The sequence below is a fragment of the Acinetobacter sp. WC-141 genome, from assembly GCF_000313935.1.
Taxonomy (GTDB): Bacteria; Pseudomonadota; Gammaproteobacteria; order Pseudomonadales; family Moraxellaceae; genus Acinetobacter.
Window position 1 is genome coordinate 123,551 of sequence record NZ_AMSS01000011.1, and the last position, 17,375, is coordinate 140,925.

Consider the following 17,375-nt stretch of genomic DNA (forward strand, 5'->3'; position numbering starts at 1 on the left):
GGTCTACAATGTGTCAATTTTCATTTTGGAATCGATTAACAGCGTTAATTCGTAAAGAAAATAAGCAGCTCATTCGTGATAAAAGCAGCCTCGCAATTGGTCTGGTTCTACCTATCGTCTTAATTTTACTATTTGGTTATGGACTTTCTTTTGACTTAAATCAGGCAAGAGTCGGTGTTGTAGTCGATCAATCTTCACCACAGGCAACTCAGGCTTTAGCTGGTTTAAGTGGTTCTCGATATTTAACTAGTCAGCAATTTTATAATTTGCCGGAAGCAGAACAAGCCATACGAGATGGAGAAATTGATGCAATTTTGCATTTCCCTTCAGATTTCGCAAATCAAGCTCAGCGCGGTACCGCAAAAGTTCAATTATTATTGAATGGTACATCAACCACCATATCAACAGCATTAGAAGGTTATGTTGCAGGTGCTTTGGCAACAGCGCCGTCTATAGAGATTGATCGAAACGCAATATTAGCATCTTCAAGCACTATTAATATTGAACAACGCATATGGTTCAATGAGTATGGTAATAGCACTTGGTTTTTAGTGCCTGGTTTAATGGTGCTAATTTTAACTTTAATTGGCGCATTTTTAACTGGGTTGCTAATTGCCCGTGAAAGGGAAAGGGGAACATTAGAAGCCTTATTTGTTACCCCTGTACGGCCATTTGAGATTGTATTGGCAAAGCTCATTCCCTACGTTGTGGTCGGCATGATTGACATTGTTATTTGCATTGTTGCCGCGCATTTTATTTTTGAAGTGCCCATGCGCGGGTCATTATTCTCAATTTTATCGGCCTCATTTTTATATTTAATTGTTTCTTTATTACTGGGTTTAACCATATCAGGCTTTGCTCAAAGCCAATTTCAGGCGAGCCAAATTGCCTTACTGGCAAGTTTTATGCCCGCACTCATGCTTTCAGGTTTTGTTTTTGATACACGCAATTTACCGTTGGTTGTGCAAATTGTGAGTCAGTTACTTCCTGCTACGCATTTTATGATTTTAATTAAAACCTTATTTATGGGAGGCGATGATTGGAAGTTATGGTTTAAAGAATGCGGTATTTTATTGGGATATATCGTTGTTTTGATATGTGCCGTAAACTTTTCACTGAAAAAACGGTTGAGATAAAGTTATGTGGCAGCAACTGTTGATTTGGCTGAAACATTTAAGTTTTTTAGTCAAAAAAGAATTCTTGACCATTTTTAGTGACCCTGCAAATAGAGCTATTCTGTTTGTACCGGCACTGATGCAAGCACTTTTGTTTGGTTATGCTGCTACGTATGACGTTAACCATATTGATTATGCAATTTTAGATCAGAGTAATGGACAGGTTTCACATGAGCTGATTTCAAAACTGGAAGGGTCTGGTATTTTTAAGCACGTTGCAACGCTTGAATATACCGACCAAATCAAACAGGTCATTGATAGCCGTCAAGCATTAGTCGTGATTACAATACCTTCTGACTTTGAGAGTAAATTAAATAATAACCAGAGCTCTGTCATACAGGTGATTATTGATGGTAGAAACTCGTCCACAGCTGTAGTGGCAGGTTCTTATGTAAATAAAATTATTAATCAGTTTAATCAGCAAAAATTTAATTCAGGCTTACCTGTTAGCATTGAAACCAGAACATGGTACAACCCAAATCAAGAATCTCGATGGAGTTTAATGCCTTCATTAATTGCGGCCTTAAGTATGATGCAGACATTACTTCTATCGGCTTTATCTGTAGCACGTGAACGTGAACAGGGAACATTCGATCAGCTATTAGTTACACCCTATACACCATTACAAATTATGATTGGTAAGGCTTTGCCGCCAATTTTTGTCGGATTGATGCAATCAACCATTATTTTATTAATCATTTTTTTCTGGTTTAAAATTCCAATGAATGGCTCTATTGGGCTGCTTTATTTTGGTTTGTTGAGTTTTAATGTGGCCGTAGTCGGGGTGGGCTTATCAATTTCAGCATTATCTTTAAATATGCAACAGGCTATGCTTTTTACATTTTTATTGATTATGCCTTTGATGTTGCTTTCAGGGTTACTGACACCAGTAGAAAACATGCCCAAAGCACTCGAAATAGCAACTTACGCAAATCCCTTAAGGTTTGGAATTAATCTGGTACAGCGGGTTTATTTAGAGGGTGCAAGCTTTGCACAAGTGAAATACAACTTTATTCCAATGATCATTCTTGGACTGGTCACTTTACCTTTAGCCGCTTGGTTATTTCGGAACAGATTAACTTAATCATATTAATTAAAAAGCCCCATTTTAGGGGCTTTAAAACTTACTTAGGCACGTACGCTTAACTCGTAACCTGTATATTTACGGATATTAATAACACCAATATCAAGAATTAAATATTGACCTTTAATACCTTGTAATACACCGCGAATTTTTGGAGTTTTATCCAAATTTAACGATTTAATTTTTTCAGGATAGTGTTCAACCGGGTAAACAAACTCACGTGGTAACTCATCTTCGAGCAACTCAACAGTTTCGTTAAATTCAAGGTTTTGACTGAATTCCTCACGTATAGTTTGAATTTTAGGTGCGAACTCTTCAATTAACTGGTCACGTTGTTCAACCATATTTAAAGGTTCAGCTTCACCCTTAAGGAGTTTGCGCCAATCAGTTTTGTCAGCAACCATAGAACCAAACATGGTTTCAAGCTGACCAGATAAACGGCGTGATCCTACCTTTAAAATAGGTAAGGCTTGTGTTGCGCCCTGATCTAACCAGCGACCTGGCATATGGCTAACACGCGTAATACCTACTTTGAGAGCACTCGAATTCGCCAAATACACAATATGAGGTTGGAAACAAACATTGTGGGCAAAGTCATCTTCACGACATGTACCTAAATGGTAGTGGCATGTTTCCGGTTTCATAATGCATAGATCACATTCTGCTTTGGTTTTAAAACATTTAAAGCAGTGGCCTTGAGAATAAGACTTGGGTGTTTTAGTGCCACAAGAAGTGCAATAAATATTACCTGTCCATTCGATTTCTAGTTCTTGTCCTAAATTAAAAGGAAGATCAATTTCTGAACGGTCTAATACAAATTTGTATTCAACATTTGCCTTGGTTGTCTGTTGATCAGTTACACTAGCATCTTTTAGGCCTGCATGCATTTTATGGCAAATGCCTTGTAGTTCCATAAAGTTTAAACTCACATCTTTCAATTAAGGGTTGCAGTTATGGCTGAACAAAATGTCATCACTTCTATGCTAGACGATTTATCAAACGAACAGCCCATTCATACTGCACTTTGTATTGGCCAGAAAATTGACCAGAATAACGCAATTCAATGGCACTATTTTACCGTAACTGAGCTTTTAAGTCTGCCTTTTACTCAGCGTTATGATTTGGGTTTTGTATTGTTTGATACTGATGAAATGCAGTCCATAACTGAAGTACAAAAATCACAATTATTAGTAAAACTACGTGATTTATTAGCAAAACGAATTGTTGTCGTAAGCAAACGCAGTGATGAACAGTTATTGCGTTCTTTAGGGTTCACCCAACTCATTGATAAAACTTCACATAATAGTGATTTTGCTTTATGGCAATTTAACATTTTGACCTATAAGCATGTTCCAGATTGGTTTAATTCAAAGTTCTGGGCTAATCCTGAAAACTGGAATAAATTCCGTTGGTAAAAGGGCACTCAATCTCTTTCAAAATTTAACAATTTGGCTTTTGCTGTCTTAACAAGAATCCGCGTATGCTCATGTATAAACCATACATAAGAGTTACACATGACAAATTTAAGCAACATTGTAGAAGTTTTGGCTAAGCAAGCTTTAGGTGGGAATCAGCAAGCGTCAGGTCAAGGTGGTTTAGGTGGAATTTTAGGTTCAGTATTAGGACAAATGGGCGGTAATACTTCATCTGGTACTCAAGGTGGTCTTGGAGGCGTACTAGGTTCTGTATTAGGTCAAGTGACTGGAAATAATAACAACACACCTCAAGCAGGTGGCGGTGTACAAAGCTTATTAATTGCAGTTGTGCCTCTAATCTTAGGCTGGGTTCAACAACAAGGTGGTTTACAAGCAGCTTTAGAAAAGTTGAAAGGTGCAGGGTTAGGTAGTCAAGTTCAAAGCTGGGTTGATCCAAATCAAAGTAATAGCGAAGTTCCTACTCAACAATTACAGAGTTTGTTTAATCCAGCCGACATTGAGCAAGTTGCTCAGCAAGCCCAAGCGCCAAAAGAGCAAGTTTACGGTGCAATTGCTTCTGTCTTACCTCAGGTCATTGACTCATTAACACCTCAAGGTGACAGTACCGATCATCAAGAAGCAAATCAAGACATTCAAAACGTCATGAATCTTGTAAGTGGTTTCTTAAAGTAAGATACAAAGTTAAAAAAGCCGGTATAAAAATATCGGCTTTTTAAATCTGCATAATAAAATAAAAGGGCATTAGCCCTTTTATTTTAGATATGAATCAAAGATAACTAATTAGAAGTTATATTCGATACCAGTACCTACAACAGTTTGCTTGTCGTCATCATTCAACCAGTCGCGTTTTTGTTGAGCAACGATACCGTAAAAGCGAGCTTGTTTGTTGATTTGGTAATCAAGACCTAAACCATACAAATCAATTTTACGATCTGATTGACCACTTACTTGTGTTTCAGCAGAAGCATATTCTGCTTTTACTTTTAGTTTAATGTTAGGAATTTTATAAGCAGCTGTTACAGCATATGCTTCTTCCTCTAAACCACGGTAAGCTTTACCAGCTTTATCGATTGAACCATCTGATTTATATGATTGACCATATGCAGTCAAATCATCAGTAGGTTCAGCATGTTGCCATAAAGCACCTACAACAAAACCTGATTTTGCGATGTCATAAGAACCAGTTACACGGTAAGCATCTGTATAAACATCTTTCAGACCGTAAGCAGCATATTTACCTTTAATACCAAAGTCACCAGCAGCAGCTACTGCTAAACCAATGTCTTTGTTTTCATAACCAAGCGCAGTTGATACTGAGTCAAAGCTGTCATTCTTGCTGTCTTTACCAGTTTCACCTTGTTTGCTATCAGAGGTGCTTTCACCAGTTTGAGCCATGATGTTGAAAGTTAAACCAGCTAATAATTTAGGGTCTAATTCAAAACCAACTACGTTGTCTAAACGGTTTTCGCCGTACATGATGTTGGTAATATCTAAACGTGTATCGTCATTAAAGATGTCTTGGTTACCACCAGCAGCAGTTTTGAAGTAAGAATCATACTTACCTACTTTTAATGTACCAACACCTTCAGTTTTTAAACCGATAAAACGGTTACGCGCACTAAGGTCAGTATCAGAACCTGAACCATCAGTAGAAATTGCCCATTCAGCCAAATAAACCGCAGATAACTTGTCAGTTAATTTCTCTTCGCCTTTTACCCCAATGCGAGAAGAGTTTGAGTTAATTTCGGTAACGTCACTTTTTCCATCGAAATTTTTATTGTCAACTTGGTTAATAGAAACATTTAGTTTGCCATACAAAGTTGGCGCTGCTTGCACCGCGTTTATGCTCAAAGTTGCAACTGCGGCAGCGAGTAGCAATTTCTTCATTGAGATTTCTCCAAAAGTTTTAAAAATGGCGTATGCCTAGTTAACTATTTATTTTGTAGTTGACTTATGTACAAAAAGTTACAAAAGCTCACCAACTTGCTAAGCAGTATCGGCAAACTTTATGACAGGGGCGTGAAAACTAAATGACAGTTTTATGACGATTAAAATTTAGAAATAAATTAATTATTTTAGTTTTTTTATAGTTTTTAGACGAAAAAAAACGGAGTCAAAACTCCGCTTTAATAAATTAAAAATCAAAGAGCTGCTTTAATTTTCTCAGCTAATGCTTTAATTTTTTCTTGGTCTCCTAACTCTACAGCATGACGTCCAAGTTGATGCACATTTGTAGGAATAAGGTGAAAATGAACATGCGGAACAGTTTGTCCTGCCGCTGCTCCAGAAAGTTGCATTAAGACAATACCTTCTAAATTGAGGGCTTTTTCCATTGCTTTCGCAATCTTTTGAACGATTTGTATGGTATATGCAGCTGCTTCTGGGGGTAAATCAAGGAGTGTAACAGCAGGTGTTTTTGGAATAACTAATGTATGACCATCGGCTTGAGGCATAATATCCATAAAAGCTAGAACTTGATCATCTTCATAGATTTTTATCGCTGGAAGTTCATCACGTAAAATTTTTGCGAAGATATTTTGATCATCGTATGCCATGTATTATTCCTTTAAAAATTACTTACATTTCAATTCTTTCTGACGCTCTTTAATAGCATCAAGACGTTGTTGCTCTTTGTCAGAAAACTTTGGTTTTGTCGTATGACAGTTTTCATTACCATATTTTTCTTTAGCATCAGGATCTTTAAAGCAAAAGCCTTTTGATGCATAAATCAAATTATAATCGTCTTGCAATTTCTGACATTCTTGCTCAGGTGTTGCAGCTTGAACACTTAAACCAGCAATACTTACCATGCCAGTAAAGACTGCAACCATAAATTTATTCATGAGCGTTTCCTCAGTTAAAGGTATGAACCTGTATTCAATATAAGGTTTATTACCAATATTTCAATGACTATTAATTACTCAAGTGTCATTTTGGTTGATAATTTGTTCACAAAATAAATAAAAACTTTACATATCAATAATTTATAAAAATCAAATAAAAACATAAACTTAAACAAAATTATATATATGTTTTTAAAATTTGATTAACATTTAATTCAATCTAAATCATATTGATAAGGCAAAAACAGAGTTCTACTTGAGTTGATAATATAAAAAAAATTTTAGGAAAAGATAAAATTTTAGAGTTTTTTCATTTGCTAAATAGACAGCTTGAGTTTGAAAATGGGTCAATGAAAAAGAGATATATCGATGACATTATAAAAATACAAAACGTGATAATTATCACATTTTGTATTTCAGGATTAAGTGGAATTCACTAGGCTCATTTTAATTTAGACGGAAATGAGCTTTTTCTTTTATTTTGTAGAATATAAATAATTCATAATTAATCTGAGTTTACAATTCAAATGAAAGATGTATTGATTTTACATATTTAAACTTCTATTATAGGGTGCTTAATTGCTGCGTTTGATAGTTTTTTGTTTTAGTAGCCCATTTCTAAAATTGAAATGGGCTTTTTTTTTAATAAAATTATTTCGAATTATATTAATTTAATATTTTAAATTAGAGCATATCTGGTTTCATATTTAGTTTGTGTGGTGGGTTAAATAGTCTTCTAAAACGCTTGTCGGTAAACATGAAAAGAAATATATGCTTATACCGCATGCGATAGTAGGACAGCCTTTGTGCCATAGTCTGCTGCATGTTCTTTGACCTTTTCGAAGTTTCGATTCCATACCTAGACAGTCGAAGTTTTTTTGGTAAATGTGCCGCCATAGGGTAGTCCATTGCACTTAAACTAATAAATGCAACAGATTGACTCATAACCTTATCTTTAAATTTGTGTTGAACGTTCGGTTAGCCATTTTGCCAGTTTTGGCCAAAACTCCAGAGCACTTGCCTGACTCGACATTAGGCCTAAATGACCGCCAGGAATAAGAGTAAATGTGACATCTTGGCTACTAGTCAATTGACTTAATGGAGAAGCTGCATCAGCAGTCACTAACTGATCACTACGACCCGCGCCAACTAAAAGAGAGCAATCTATATTTTTTAATTCGATTTTTTTATCTTTTAACTGAATAAAACCACGTTTTAAGGGATTTTGTAGCCATACATTAAACAACATATCCTGATTAATCCCACCTGGGTAATCAATCATATTATTTAAAAAGCTACTTAAAGTTGCGTGCTCTTGTACAAATTGTAGATCATCTAAATTTTTTAGTAATTGAATATGTCCCTCAAACCAGCCTTTAGGATCAAGAATTTTAAAGCCTAACGAATTTAAAATTCCGGGACTGTGAATCAGACGTTTTGGCAATCCCGAATAAATACGGTCCTGAATTTTCTTATTGCGACCAATAAAATGATTCATGGTTCGATAGAGCTTGCCAATATAACCAGAGGCATAACTATCTATTGGACTACCAAGAACAATTAGGTTTTTAATATGGTTGGGTTGGTTAAGTGCAGCATATAAAATGACGAATATGCCAGCCATACTCCATCCATGTAGCGAGATTTGCTCACTTTTTGAGTGTGTTCGGATGAGTTCAATCGCTTTAGGAATAAAATCTTCAATAAATGATAAAAAGTTAAGATGTCTATCTTTAAATTTTAAACGGCCCCAATCTACTAGATAGACATCGAAGCCAGCATTTTGGAAGTATTTAATCAGCGAACGGTAAGGGTATAAATCATAAATCGCCATGTTAATGGCGAGTGGAGCAACAAATACTAAAGGTTCTTTAAATTGTTTTTGTGTTGCGGCGTAATAGCGAATACGGGTTTGATTGAATTCACCAATCACTTCATAGGGCGTGCTTTGCGACAGAACTAATGTTTTTGGGTGAAATAGTCGAGCAGAAAGGTGCTTGATTTGACTTTGTTCAGAGACAAGGGACTTTAAGCGTTTCATCTTGCTTTACCAACTATTTACTAAAATTAAATAAAGTCTAAGCGATAATTTTAAGGTTTACCTTGACCTTAAATACCTTAGACACTCAAAATGATGATAGTTTTTTAGTACATGACCAGTAAAGGCGAACATTTAATGAACCAGTCTGATGATTTAGAATACCAACTTGATACTTTAGCCATTCGTACCGGACATACTCGTAGTTTTGAAGGTGAGCATGGCGAACCGATTTTTTTGACATCATCTTTTGTATATGAAAATGCAGAAGAAGCTGCAGCAAAATTTTCTGGTCAAGTTCAAGGAAATATCTATTCTCGTTTTACCAATCCGACTGTATCGATGTTCGAAAAACGATTGGCAGCGTTAGATGGTGCTGAACGTGCTGTTGCGACAAGCTCTGGAATGGGCGCGATTTTGTCAGTTACTATGGCATATCTCAAAGCGGGTGATCATGTTATTTGCTCAAGAGCAGTTTTTGGTTCAGTTGTTGCCTTGTTTGAAAAATATATTGCCAAGTTTGGTGTAGATATTACATTTGTTGATTTATGTGATTTAGACGCCTGGAAAAATGCAGTACGTCCAGAAACTAAATTATTATTTGTTGAGTCACCCTCTAACCCTTTAGCTGAAATTGCGGATATTCCAGCACTTGCAGATATTGCCCATGCAAATGGTGCATTACTTGCGATTGATAACAGTTTCTGTACGCCTGTTTTGCAACAACCATTAAAATTTGGGGCAGACCTTGTAATTTACTCTGCAACTAAATATTTAGATGGTCAAGGACGTGCATTAGGTGGCGCCGTTGTTGGTAATCATCAGTTATTGGAAGAAGTTTTTGGTGTGGTTCGTACACTAGGCCCATCAATGAGTCCATTTAATGCATGGATTTTCTTAAAAGGTTTAGAGACTTTACGTTTGCGTATGAAAGCACATTGTGAGAGTGCTCAAATTCTTGCAGAATGGTTATCTAATCATGAAAAAGTAGAAAAAGTTTACTACGCTGGTTTGCCAACTCAAGAAGGGCATGAACTTGCTGCTAAACAGCAAAATGGTTTTGGTGGGATTGTTTCTTTCGTTGTTAAAGGCGAACGTGAAGGCGCTTGGACGGTCATTGATAATACTAAGTTTATTTCAATTACGGGCAACTTGGGCGATGTGAAGTCAACAATTACACATCCTGCAACGACTACACATGGCAAACTTTCTGCTGAAGCTAAAGCCGCGGCTGGCATCCAAGAGGGTTTAATACGTGTATCAGTAGGCTTAGAAGATATCAATGATATTATCCGTGATATCTCACGTGGTCTGGATCTAATCAATTAACTCTTTTTTTGTTCATAAAACCATCTCTTTAAGCGAGGTGGTTTTATATTTTAATGTTACGCTAATTTCAGAAATGCAATAAAAAACCTACATTTTTGTTTAAATTATGACTAAGAGCACAAGGTATAAAGACTCTAAATTTAATTAAAAGAAATGTGAGTTTTAAAATGCTTAAACCTATTGCTATTATTGTTGTGGTGGGGGTAATTGGGGTGGGTGGCTACAAATTACTGACTAAACCGCATCAGCACCCAGCGAATGAAACTACCTTATTGATTAACAACGCAGAAAAGTCTGTGCAAGAAGCAGATAAAACTATTCAAGAAGCAAATACCTCTTTTAAGAAAGTTCCCTTAAGTGAATATAAAACAATTGATAAAGGGTTGCAGGCCTCTCAATAGTGACCTAAATTTTTATAATGCTTTAAATCTATAACATTGCATTCATGAAATGTACCTAAGGTTAATTACTCTATTCATATAGCTACGTGAAAGAGACCTAGAGATACTGATAGAAAACATTACTCTATTGTGTCAGAATTACGGATTAATTTGAGTTCAATGTACTAATCTGTATGGATTTTAATCGCATGGGTTGGTTCAATGAGATTAAGTTTTTATAAAGTATTACTAGATAACGAATAATACTTTAAAGATTTGATAGAGATACGGAGTAAAGTTATGAATATCAATATGCTCATGCAGCAAGCGCAGCGCATGCAAAAAGATATGGAAACAAATATAAAAAAGGCTAAAGAAGAGCTTGCCCAAACTGAAATCCAAGCAGAAGCTGGTGGTGGTTTGGTTAAAGTAACCATGAATGGGCGCTATCTTGTAAAACGTATCGAAATTAACCCTGAATTACTTCAAGATGAACCAGATATGATTGAAGATTTGATTGCAGCCGCGGTAAATGATGCGGTACGTCAAGTAGAAGTTATTTCAGAAGAAAAAATGCAAAAAGCAAATTCTGGTATGGGCTTGCCACCTGGCCTAGCGGGCATGTTCTAAGGAAACTCTGTGTTTAGTGATAGATTTGAACAACTCGTTCAAGCTTTACGTATATTGCCTAGCGTTGGTCCGAAGTCGGCTCAACGTATGGCATTACATCTTTTGATGAAAAATCGAGAAGGTGCTTTCGCATTAGCTCATGCTTTACATGAAGCTTCAAGTTATATTCATGAGTGCAGCATTTGCCATTCTTTAACTGAACATGAAATTTGTGATATTTGCGCCTCAACTGAGCGAGAAGATCAACTATTGTGTGTGGTTGAATCACCAGCAGATGTAATGGCGATTGAGCAAAGTGGTAGTTTCCGTGGTAAATATCATGTTTTAGGCGGGCATCTTTCTCCCTTAGACGGCATTGGTCCAGAAGAAATTGGTATTCCTTATCTGATACAGCGTTTAAGCCAAGGCACTATTGAAGAAGTCATTTTGGCAACAAATGCGACTGTAGAGGGGCAGGCGACTGCTCATTATTTGGTTGAGGCGACTAAACACTTGCCTATACAAATGACACGTATTGCTCAAGGTGTACCACAAGGTGGTGAACTTGAGTATGTGGATAGCCATACTTTAAGTCAGGCCGTTCATAATCGTATGAGAATGAAATAAGCATTCCGATGCTTATTTCATTGCTGTGCTATAAAAAAATGAATTAAATTTATTAATTTAGCTATAAAAGGCCAATATTATTTTGTGTCTTATTAAAAAATTGTTTAAATAAAATATGAAATCCCAACATCATGAAAATGATCTTAGAGATTTTAAAGAATGAAAATGGGGAGTTAACTTTAAAAATATAAATAAAAGATTAAAAAATTATCTATTTTCGAAAAATTGTTCAAAAATAGAGTATTCATAAAGGTTTAAGTGGTAATTTTCTACTTCTATGTTATATATACCAGAGTTCTAAGCACTCTTTGCATTTACTTGAGAAAGCATGTTTCAGTTTATCCAACAGCAAACCGAATTGGTTGATGTTCTTCAAAAAATGGATCAATGTTCGATATATGGACTTGATACAGAATTTATTAAGGTTGACACACTCTGGCCTAAACTTGGGGTATGCCAAGTCAATGTAAATGGTAATGTCTATCTGTTGGATGGTGTTTCATTAGATCTAAGTCAGTTTTGGAAAAAAATATTTCTCGCTCAGCAAAATATTTTTCATGCTTGTGGAGAAGACATCGATTTAATCTATCATTACGCTGATCAAGAAGATCTGCTTAATGTGTTTGATACTCAAGTAGGGCTTTCTTTCTTAGGCCATGGGCTGCAAGTAAGTTACCAAGGTGCTTTGAAGCTTTGTCTCGACATTGATATTGAAAAAGATCAAACAAGATCTGATTGGTTGGCTCGACCTTTATCGCCTCAGCAACTTTGTTATGCGGCCAATGATGTTCTCTATATAATGAAGTTAGCTCATCATATTCAAGAACAGCTTAAGCAAAAAGGGCTTTATGACTATGTTCTTGAAGATTGTAGTAGTTTAACGAAAGAAATTATTAGTGAAACGCCTACAGAGTTACTCTATACCGATGTGGGTAATTATCGTCACTCGCGCCGTCAATTGATGCAACTGCAAAATTTAAGTGAATGGCGTGAATACATTGTTAAAGCAACAAATCAGCCACGCAGTTTTATTCTTAGAAACTCAACCATGATTGATATGGTTGAAAAGAATCCACGTAATAATTTCCAGCTTTCGCAAGTTAAAGATATTCGTCCAAATGTAGTTCGTGAATATGGAAAAACTATTTTAGAATTACTTAAAGATTTACCGAATGAAAGTGAATGGCCAACACGAATTGGCAAACCTTTTAAAGTAACATCTAAAGAAACTCTACATAAAATGGATATGGTGCTTGCCCATGCAATAAGTGAAACTTCTATTCCTAAAGAAGTATTACTTAGAAAAAAATGGCTAAATGCCATTCATCAGCATGTTCTTTCTCAAGGGGACGAACAAGATTTACCTGATTATCTATTAGGCTGGCGTTACGAGCTATTAACGCAACCATTAATTCAGTTATTTCAAGAAGAAAAAGAAAGTCTATCCATTTAAAATGATGTGATAGTTAAAATTAAAAAAGCTCATCTTCGTGATGGGCTTTTTTAATTAAGAATAGGAAATAGTTTAAATTGAGTATTCTTATTTAAAAATAATAGATATTTAATATTAATAGTTAATAAAATGAATAATTATATTAGTTATATTAAATAATCAAATCGTTTTTAAGCGAATAAAGGTGATGAAGTGAATAGGTTTTAATTTGTAAAATTGATAATGAATTAAATTAACCGATTTAGTGAGAAAAATTCAATTGATTAAACATACAGGTCTGTATATTCTTGGATGCAAGAAAAACAATTTCAACATAAATAATATATAACTATAATTTTGTTTCGGTGCAGAAATAAAAAAGCCTACCCAATTGGGTAGGCTTTTTATTTTTAATAATATAGGTCAGTTAAAATGTTAGTAGGTTATTAAATTTTAAAAATTAAGGATTCATATTTTACGGATTTTCTATGTACGAACCTGCAAGTTCAGCTCCAAGTTCTTCAGCTTTTTGAAAAGCGTGTTCTAATGATTCTATATGTCGTTTATCACCAAACTCTTGATATTCTGAAGCAATTTCATAAATTTTTTCTACGCCTAAATATTTACTGAGTGTGCGAAGATGAGGTACCAGATGATTCATGTTGTGACGAATACCATCTTTCTCAAAACCAAACTCCCCACTAGAGGTGATAATAATTAAAATTTTTCCAGATAAAATAGGTTTTAAAGGAAAGTCTCCTCGAGTAAGGTCAAAATCAAATGTCTTATTAATTCGAATTACTTGGTCAAACCATGCTTTAAGTTGAGCCGGCATACCGTAATTGTACATAGGAGACGAAATTAAAATAATATCTGAGCTCGAAACTTCAGCTATTAATTGATCTGATATTGATAAGACATCACATTGAGCTCGAGTTCTTTTATTTTCGGGTGTGAATACGGCATCAATCCAGTTCTGAGTAATAAATGGGGGCGGATTCATTCCCACATCACGATAAATATACTCATCCATAGGTTGTTTATTTTTCCATGAGCTGACTAATCGGTTGGCAATATTTTTTGAAATAGAATTATGATTTGGATTGGGGTTAGTTGCAGCTCGTACGCTTGCATCAATGTGTAACATTCTAGACATCACGAATTCCACATAAGGATTAGGAGTTAACTCATTTTGAGTTTTAAAAGAGAAGTAGACAAACGAGAAAATTACAGCTATAGATGATTTTAAATCACCTATAAGTATATTTTAGGAAAAAGTATGCAAGTCTCTTTACAAGCGCTTAAGGCATTTGAATCAGCTGCTCGGTTGGGGAGTTTTAAATTGGCTGCTGAAGAGCTTTCGCTAACGCCGACTGCAATTTCACATCATATTGCCAATCTTGAAAGCAGATTAAATGTTGATTTATTTCATCGACAGGTAAGAAAAATAACGCTTACCACCACAGGTGATAGACTAGCTGTAGCTATTTCTGAAGGATTTCGTAAAATTGAAAATGCGCTAGATGAAATAACAATAAATGGAAATACACTCAGAGTCGCAACCACTTCTTCATTGGCAGCAATGCTGTTAATCCCTTCAATAAATGAATTTTATCAATTACATCCTGAGATCTCAGTTGAATTTTCTACAGGTGAAGCTTTAGAAAGTCATTTATATACATTGCCTATTCGTTATGGGGAAGTATCTTCAGTACCTTCTAAAGATGTTCTTAAATATGAGTCTTTTAATGTATTTGGTTCATCCAAACTTGATCTTTCCAAATATACGAGTGGGCCAATAGCGCTATTCACTACGGAATGGAAAAATAAAGCATTACCAAGCCCACCATTAGAAAATTGGCTTGAGGAGAATGGATGGGATCAAACTAAAATAACTATTAAAAAATTTGATCAGGAAATTTTTGGCATACATGAGGCATTAGCGGCTAATGGACTCGTATTTTGTTCTTCTACACTTGCCCAGAGATTCATTAAAGCGAATCTTATACAACAACTTAAAACTAAAGCAGTTCAATCAGAGCTGTGTTACTACATTCCAAATAAGGAGGATTTTAGAAATAGAAATGCCAGAAAATTTGTTGAATGGATAGAAAAGATATTTAATCAATAGGCTTATATTTGTGATTGAAATTCACTACACAACACTAAAACTTATATAGGCTTTTTATGCTATAAACTTAGATAAATTAATAATTAGAGAGATAAATATGCTTAATAACTTTAGTGCTGAACAAGCGCGTCAAAATGCTAAAAATTTTAAAATCAATCAAGAGGCCATATTAGAAAAAATTTTAATTAGTACTGAGTCTGAATCTAAGGAGGGAAAGCGAAAAGCAACTTTCCAGTTTCCTATTGATGCTGTAAGTCCTGATCATCTAACCTCAGTAGAAGAGGAACTTAGGGGAAGAGGCTTTAATGTTTCAACCAATATTGAACACTCTGGTACTACAATAACGATAGAAATAAGCTTCTAATTATTGCTGCATTTTAAATAAACCACCCTTAAAAACAGGGTGGTTTTTTGCATGTTTTTTCGTGATCTAGGAAAAGTAAAAATAAATTTGTTTACATTTAAACCTATGTTAATCATGATTTTATTTGACAGGTTTTATCATCTTCTGTAGCTTTACTTTTTGAGTGGAATATAGATATGAACTTCCAAACAATACTTTTATCTTTCAAAAATCAATCTACTGGTACAGATGCATTTAAAGATTTAAAAAATGCTTGTGAACAGTCTCTTAAAGAATCTCAAAATATAAAAGAAAAAGCAGCCGTCTATTTAATCTATGGTTTTGCACGTAGTTACGTAATTTTATATGAAGATGAAGCAGTAACATCTGAATTTGCCAACATCTCTAAGACTACGCTCATAGGTTACATGGAGTGCCTCAATGAAGCTCTATTAAGCCAAGATGATAGCGCTATTTTGAATGCTTTAAATCAAGTAAGTCTTGACTATATAAAGAGTTCTCGAATTTTCTGAATATCATTAACTAATTTTGATAAAAATACTTCTTTAGCTTGGGCTAAAGAAGTATTCAAAGTTTGTATTAATGAGACTTTTTCTTACCGCCACCATCTTGTTTATTGACAGTGGACCATGCAATTCGTTCAGCTTCTTCTTGGGAATGACCTTGGTCTACTTCACTCTCAACAATATGTTTAGCCTTACGTTTTTGCTTTGCTGTGTAAGCTGTTTTATCACCGCGAGGCATAAGTTCATCCTCCACATCTATTATTAAGATAATTATTATTAAAACATAACTAGCATTTAAACCAGTTAAGTAATGTCTGCTAATGTGTATTAAGTAGTTAGAAGTTTTACTCAAGTGTGAATTTGAAAAAGGAAAGGTAATCCTCCCATAAATAACCGAAGTTAAAAGTAGAGGTTAAGCAGCCATTAGAGGTGGCTTTCCTTTGTTAGCTTGATGTGGTCTTTCATGGTTGTAATGCCACAACCAGTTTGTTGCATAATCTTGTACTTCATCCAAAGTATCAAATAAATGCTTGCTCAGCCAACTATAACGTATGGTCCGATTATAGCGTTCAATATACGCATTCTGCTGTGGCTTACCCGGTTGAATATATTCAATACGAATACCGTGCTCAGTAGCCCAGCGCACAAATTCGTGACTGATAAATTCGGGACCATTATCGCATCGGATCACTAACGGTTTTTCTCTCCACTCCAGCAATTGATTCAACGTACGAATAACCCTGATTGTGGGCAATGAGAACCCTGCTTCAATGGCTAGGCCTTCGCGGCGGTAATCATCAATCACATTCAATAATCGAAACTTGCGACCATCGGAAAGCTGATCATGCATAAAATCTAATGACCAAACCTGATTTTCTCGGATTGGTTCTTTCAATGGTTCAGGCGCATGCCGTTTTAGTCTTCTTCTCGGTTTAATACGCAGATTCAGTGCCAACTCACAGTAAATGCGGTAAACCCGCTTGTGATTCCAGCAGCAACTCTCAACATGCCGTAAATACGAGAAGCACAAACCAAAGCCCCAATCGGAATTTTCCTCAGTGAGTTCAATGAGCTGTTCAGCAATGAGTGCATTGTCATCGCTGAGTTTGGCTTGATAGCGGTAGCAGGTTTCACTAATGCCAAATGCTTTACAAGCCAAACGAATACTAATGGCATGCTGGGCAACTGCCTGTTGTGCCATCTTACGCCGGCAAGATGGCTTTACCACTTTTTTGCCATCGCTTCCTGGATGATTTCGGCCTTTAATCGCTCTTCCGCATACATCTTTTTAAGTCTGGTATTTTCGGCTTCTAGCTCTTTCAGTCGAGCCATTAATGATGTATCCATACCACCATATTTGGCACGCCATTTATAAAAGGTAGCATTACTCATGCCGTGTTCACGGCAAAGGGTCGCTACAG

20 protein-coding genes are annotated in these 17,375 nt (G+C 35.6%); 12 read left to right on the top strand and 8 right to left on the bottom strand.

The genetic code is table 11. The annotated features are described in order from the left end of the window. The first annotated feature begins 8 nt into the window (after positions 1 to 8). Both ACINWC141_RS01525 and ACINWC141_RS01530 read left to right on the top strand, forming a co-directional pair. A complete protein-coding gene (locus ACINWC141_RS01525) occupies positions 9 to 1,136 on the top strand; it encodes an ABC transporter permease (protein ID WP_009387136.1) in 1,128 nt (375 codons plus the stop codon). Between the two features lie 4 nt (positions 1,137 to 1,140). Then, positions 1,141 to 2,259, top strand: a complete 1,119-nt coding sequence (locus tag ACINWC141_RS01530; RefSeq protein ID WP_009387060.1) for an ABC transporter permease — start codon at positions 1,141 to 1,143, stop codon at positions 2,257 to 2,259. 44 nt (positions 2,260 to 2,303) lie between these two features. On the opposite strand, the gene ACINWC141_RS01535 is transcribed toward ACINWC141_RS01530, so the two are convergent. Next, positions 2,304 to 3,173 (bottom strand): DUF2797 domain-containing protein, encoded by an 870-nt coding sequence (locus tag ACINWC141_RS01535; RefSeq protein ID WP_009387197.1) that lies wholly within the window; start codon positions 3,171 to 3,173, stop codon positions 2,304 to 2,306. A 39-nt stretch (positions 3,174 to 3,212) separates the two neighbouring features. On the opposite strand from ACINWC141_RS01535, the gene ACINWC141_RS01540 reads away from it, so the two are divergent. Together ACINWC141_RS01540 and ACINWC141_RS01545 are read left to right on the top strand one after the other, a co-directional pair. Continuing rightward, entirely contained in the window at positions 3,213 to 3,674 is a 462-nt protein-coding gene (locus tag ACINWC141_RS01540; RefSeq protein WP_009387097.1) for a DUF6231 family protein, read from the top strand. Between the two features lie 99 nt (positions 3,675 to 3,773). Then, positions 3,774 to 4,367 carry a YidB family protein gene (locus ACINWC141_RS01545; protein WP_009387145.1) on the top strand — a complete coding sequence of 198 codons (594 nt, stop codon included), beginning with the start codon at positions 3,774 to 3,776 and terminating at the stop codon, positions 4,365 to 4,367. A 108-nt stretch (positions 4,368 to 4,475) separates the two neighbouring features. On the opposite strand, the gene ACINWC141_RS01550 is transcribed toward ACINWC141_RS01545, so the two are convergent. From ACINWC141_RS01550 to ACINWC141_RS01570, 4 genes are all read right to left on the bottom strand, one after another. Beyond that, positions 4,476 to 5,582 carry a porin gene (locus tag ACINWC141_RS01550; RefSeq protein ID WP_009387076.1) on the bottom strand — a complete coding sequence of 369 codons (1,107 nt, stop codon included), beginning with the start codon at positions 5,580 to 5,582 and terminating at the stop codon, positions 4,476 to 4,478. A 254-nt stretch (positions 5,583 to 5,836) separates the two neighbouring features. Next, on the bottom strand, positions 5,837 to 6,250 hold the full coding sequence (locus tag ACINWC141_RS01555) for an HIT family protein (protein WP_009387191.1): 414 nt from the start codon (positions 6,248 to 6,250) through the stop codon (positions 5,837 to 5,839). 18 nt (positions 6,251 to 6,268) lie between these two features. Continuing rightward, complete coding sequence (locus ACINWC141_RS01560; RefSeq protein ID WP_004792570.1) at positions 6,269 to 6,538, bottom strand: YARHG domain-containing protein; 270 nt, start codon at positions 6,536 to 6,538, stop codon at positions 6,269 to 6,271. A gap of 955 nt (positions 6,539 to 7,493) precedes the next feature. Next, positions 7,494 to 8,579 carry an alpha/beta fold hydrolase gene (locus ACINWC141_RS01570; RefSeq protein WP_009387106.1) on the bottom strand — a complete coding sequence of 362 codons (1,086 nt, stop codon included), beginning with the start codon at positions 8,577 to 8,579 and terminating at the stop codon, positions 7,494 to 7,496. Positions 8,580 to 8,714: 135 nt separating this feature from the next. On the opposite strand from ACINWC141_RS01570, the gene ACINWC141_RS01575 reads away from it, so the two are divergent. The 5 genes from ACINWC141_RS01575 to ACINWC141_RS01595 all read left to right on the top strand — a co-directional run bounded on the left by ACINWC141_RS01575 (position 8,715) and on the right by ACINWC141_RS01595 (position 12,974). Continuing rightward, entirely contained in the window at positions 8,715 to 9,905 is a 1,191-nt protein-coding gene (locus ACINWC141_RS01575; RefSeq protein WP_034677226.1) for an O-succinylhomoserine sulfhydrylase, read from the top strand. A 167-nt stretch (positions 9,906 to 10,072) separates the two neighbouring features. Next, positions 10,073 to 10,306 carry a hypothetical protein gene (locus ACINWC141_RS01580; RefSeq protein WP_009387082.1) on the top strand — a complete coding sequence of 78 codons (234 nt, stop codon included), beginning with the start codon at positions 10,073 to 10,075 and terminating at the stop codon, positions 10,304 to 10,306. Between the two features lie 279 nt (positions 10,307 to 10,585). Further along, on the top strand, positions 10,586 to 10,915 hold the full coding sequence (locus tag ACINWC141_RS01585) for a YbaB/EbfC family nucleoid-associated protein (protein WP_009387148.1): 330 nt from the start codon (positions 10,586 to 10,588) through the stop codon (positions 10,913 to 10,915). A 9-nt stretch (positions 10,916 to 10,924) separates the two neighbouring features. After that, the gene (gene recR / locus ACINWC141_RS01590; RefSeq protein WP_009387101.1) at positions 10,925 to 11,521 is read left to right on the top strand and encodes a recombination mediator RecR; all 597 of its coding nucleotides are present in this window, start codon (positions 10,925 to 10,927) and stop codon (positions 11,519 to 11,521) included. 328 nt (positions 11,522 to 11,849) lie between these two features. Further along, the gene (locus ACINWC141_RS01595; protein ID WP_009387188.1) at positions 11,850 to 12,974 is read left to right on the top strand and encodes a ribonuclease D; all 1,125 of its coding nucleotides are present in this window, start codon (positions 11,850 to 11,852) and stop codon (positions 12,972 to 12,974) included. 454 nt (positions 12,975 to 13,428) lie between these two features. Here the strand turns inward: ACINWC141_RS01595 and ACINWC141_RS01600 are convergent, their stop codons facing one another. Beyond that, complete coding sequence (locus tag ACINWC141_RS01600; protein ID WP_081399975.1) at positions 13,429 to 14,112, bottom strand: FMN-dependent NADH-azoreductase; 684 nt, start codon at positions 14,110 to 14,112, stop codon at positions 13,429 to 13,431. Between the two features lie 120 nt (positions 14,113 to 14,232). Here ACINWC141_RS01600 and ACINWC141_RS01605 point away from each other — a divergent pair, with 120 nt between their 5' ends. The 3 genes from ACINWC141_RS01605 (at position 14,233) to ACINWC141_RS01615 (ending at position 15,960) form a co-directional block, all read left to right on the top strand. Next, positions 14,233 to 15,084, top strand: a complete 852-nt coding sequence (locus ACINWC141_RS01605; RefSeq protein ID WP_009387111.1) for a LysR family transcriptional regulator — start codon at positions 14,233 to 14,235, stop codon at positions 15,082 to 15,084. A gap of 97 nt (positions 15,085 to 15,181) precedes the next feature. Further along, the gene (locus ACINWC141_RS01610; protein ID WP_009387122.1) at positions 15,182 to 15,448 is read left to right on the top strand and encodes a hypothetical protein; all 267 of its coding nucleotides are present in this window, start codon (positions 15,182 to 15,184) and stop codon (positions 15,446 to 15,448) included. A gap of 176 nt (positions 15,449 to 15,624) precedes the next feature. Continuing rightward, positions 15,625 to 15,960, top strand: a complete 336-nt coding sequence (locus ACINWC141_RS01615; protein WP_009387077.1) for a hypothetical protein — start codon at positions 15,625 to 15,627, stop codon at positions 15,958 to 15,960. 67 nt (positions 15,961 to 16,027) lie between these two features. On the opposite strand, the gene ACINWC141_RS01620 is transcribed toward ACINWC141_RS01615, so the two are convergent. Both ACINWC141_RS01620 and ACINWC141_RS01625 read right to left on the bottom strand, forming a co-directional pair. Continuing rightward, on the bottom strand, positions 16,028 to 16,192 hold the full coding sequence (locus tag ACINWC141_RS01620; RefSeq protein ID WP_009387116.1) for a hypothetical protein: 165 nt from the start codon (positions 16,190 to 16,192) through the stop codon (positions 16,028 to 16,030). A 174-nt stretch (positions 16,193 to 16,366) separates the two neighbouring features. Then, positions 16,367 to 17,375 (bottom strand): IS3 family transposase gene (locus tag ACINWC141_RS01625; RefSeq protein WP_155757872.1). Its coding sequence is split into 2 segments (ribosomal slippage), with 1,010 coding nucleotides annotated over them: positions 16,367 to 17,190 and positions 17,190 to 17,375; the frame shifts between segments, so codons are not numbered across the junction. This gene is flagged as partial in the annotation.

Bases quoted from the DNA above. Each gene is read 5' to 3' on its own strand.
- ACINWC141_RS01525 (WP_009387136.1), top strand. From the start codon at position 9: ATGTGTCAATTTTCATTTTGGAATCGATTAACAGCGTTAATTCGTAAA.
- ACINWC141_RS01530 (WP_009387060.1), top strand. From the start codon at position 1,141: ATGTGGCAGCAACTGTTGATTTGGCTGAAACATTTAAGTTTTTTAGTC.
- ACINWC141_RS01535 (WP_009387197.1), bottom strand. From the start codon at position 3,173: ATGGAACTACAAGGCATTTGCCATAAAATGCATGCAGGCCTAAAAGAT.
- ACINWC141_RS01540 (WP_009387097.1), top strand. From the start codon at position 3,213: ATGGCTGAACAAAATGTCATCACTTCTATGCTAGACGATTTATCAAAC.
- ACINWC141_RS01545 (WP_009387145.1), top strand. From the start codon at position 3,774: ATGACAAATTTAAGCAACATTGTAGAAGTTTTGGCTAAGCAAGCTTTA.
- ACINWC141_RS01550 (WP_009387076.1), bottom strand. From the start codon at position 5,582: ATGAAGAAATTGCTACTCGCTGCCGCAGTTGCAACTTTGAGCATAAAC.
- ACINWC141_RS01555 (WP_009387191.1), bottom strand. From the start codon at position 6,250: ATGGCATACGATGATCAAAATATCTTCGCAAAAATTTTACGTGATGAA.
- ACINWC141_RS01560 (WP_004792570.1), bottom strand. From the start codon at position 6,538: ATGAATAAATTTATGGTTGCAGTCTTTACTGGCATGGTAAGTATTGCT.
- ACINWC141_RS01570 (WP_009387106.1), bottom strand. From the start codon at position 8,579: ATGAAACGCTTAAAGTCCCTTGTCTCTGAACAAAGTCAAATCAAGCAC.
- ACINWC141_RS01575 (WP_034677226.1), top strand. From the start codon at position 8,715: ATGAACCAGTCTGATGATTTAGAATACCAACTTGATACTTTAGCCATT.
- ACINWC141_RS01580 (WP_009387082.1), top strand. From the start codon at position 10,073: ATGCTTAAACCTATTGCTATTATTGTTGTGGTGGGGGTAATTGGGGTG.
- ACINWC141_RS01585 (WP_009387148.1), top strand. From the start codon at position 10,586: ATGAATATCAATATGCTCATGCAGCAAGCGCAGCGCATGCAAAAAGAT.
- ACINWC141_RS01595 (WP_009387188.1), top strand. From the start codon at position 11,850: ATGTTTCAGTTTATCCAACAGCAAACCGAATTGGTTGATGTTCTTCAA.
- ACINWC141_RS01605 (WP_009387111.1), top strand. From the start codon at position 14,233: ATGCAAGTCTCTTTACAAGCGCTTAAGGCATTTGAATCAGCTGCTCGG.
- ACINWC141_RS01610 (WP_009387122.1), top strand. From the start codon at position 15,182: ATGCTTAATAACTTTAGTGCTGAACAAGCGCGTCAAAATGCTAAAAAT.
- ACINWC141_RS01615 (WP_009387077.1), top strand. From the start codon at position 15,625: ATGAACTTCCAAACAATACTTTTATCTTTCAAAAATCAATCTACTGGT.
- ACINWC141_RS01620 (WP_009387116.1), bottom strand. From the start codon at position 16,192: ATGCCTCGCGGTGATAAAACAGCTTACACAGCAAAGCAAAAACGTAAG.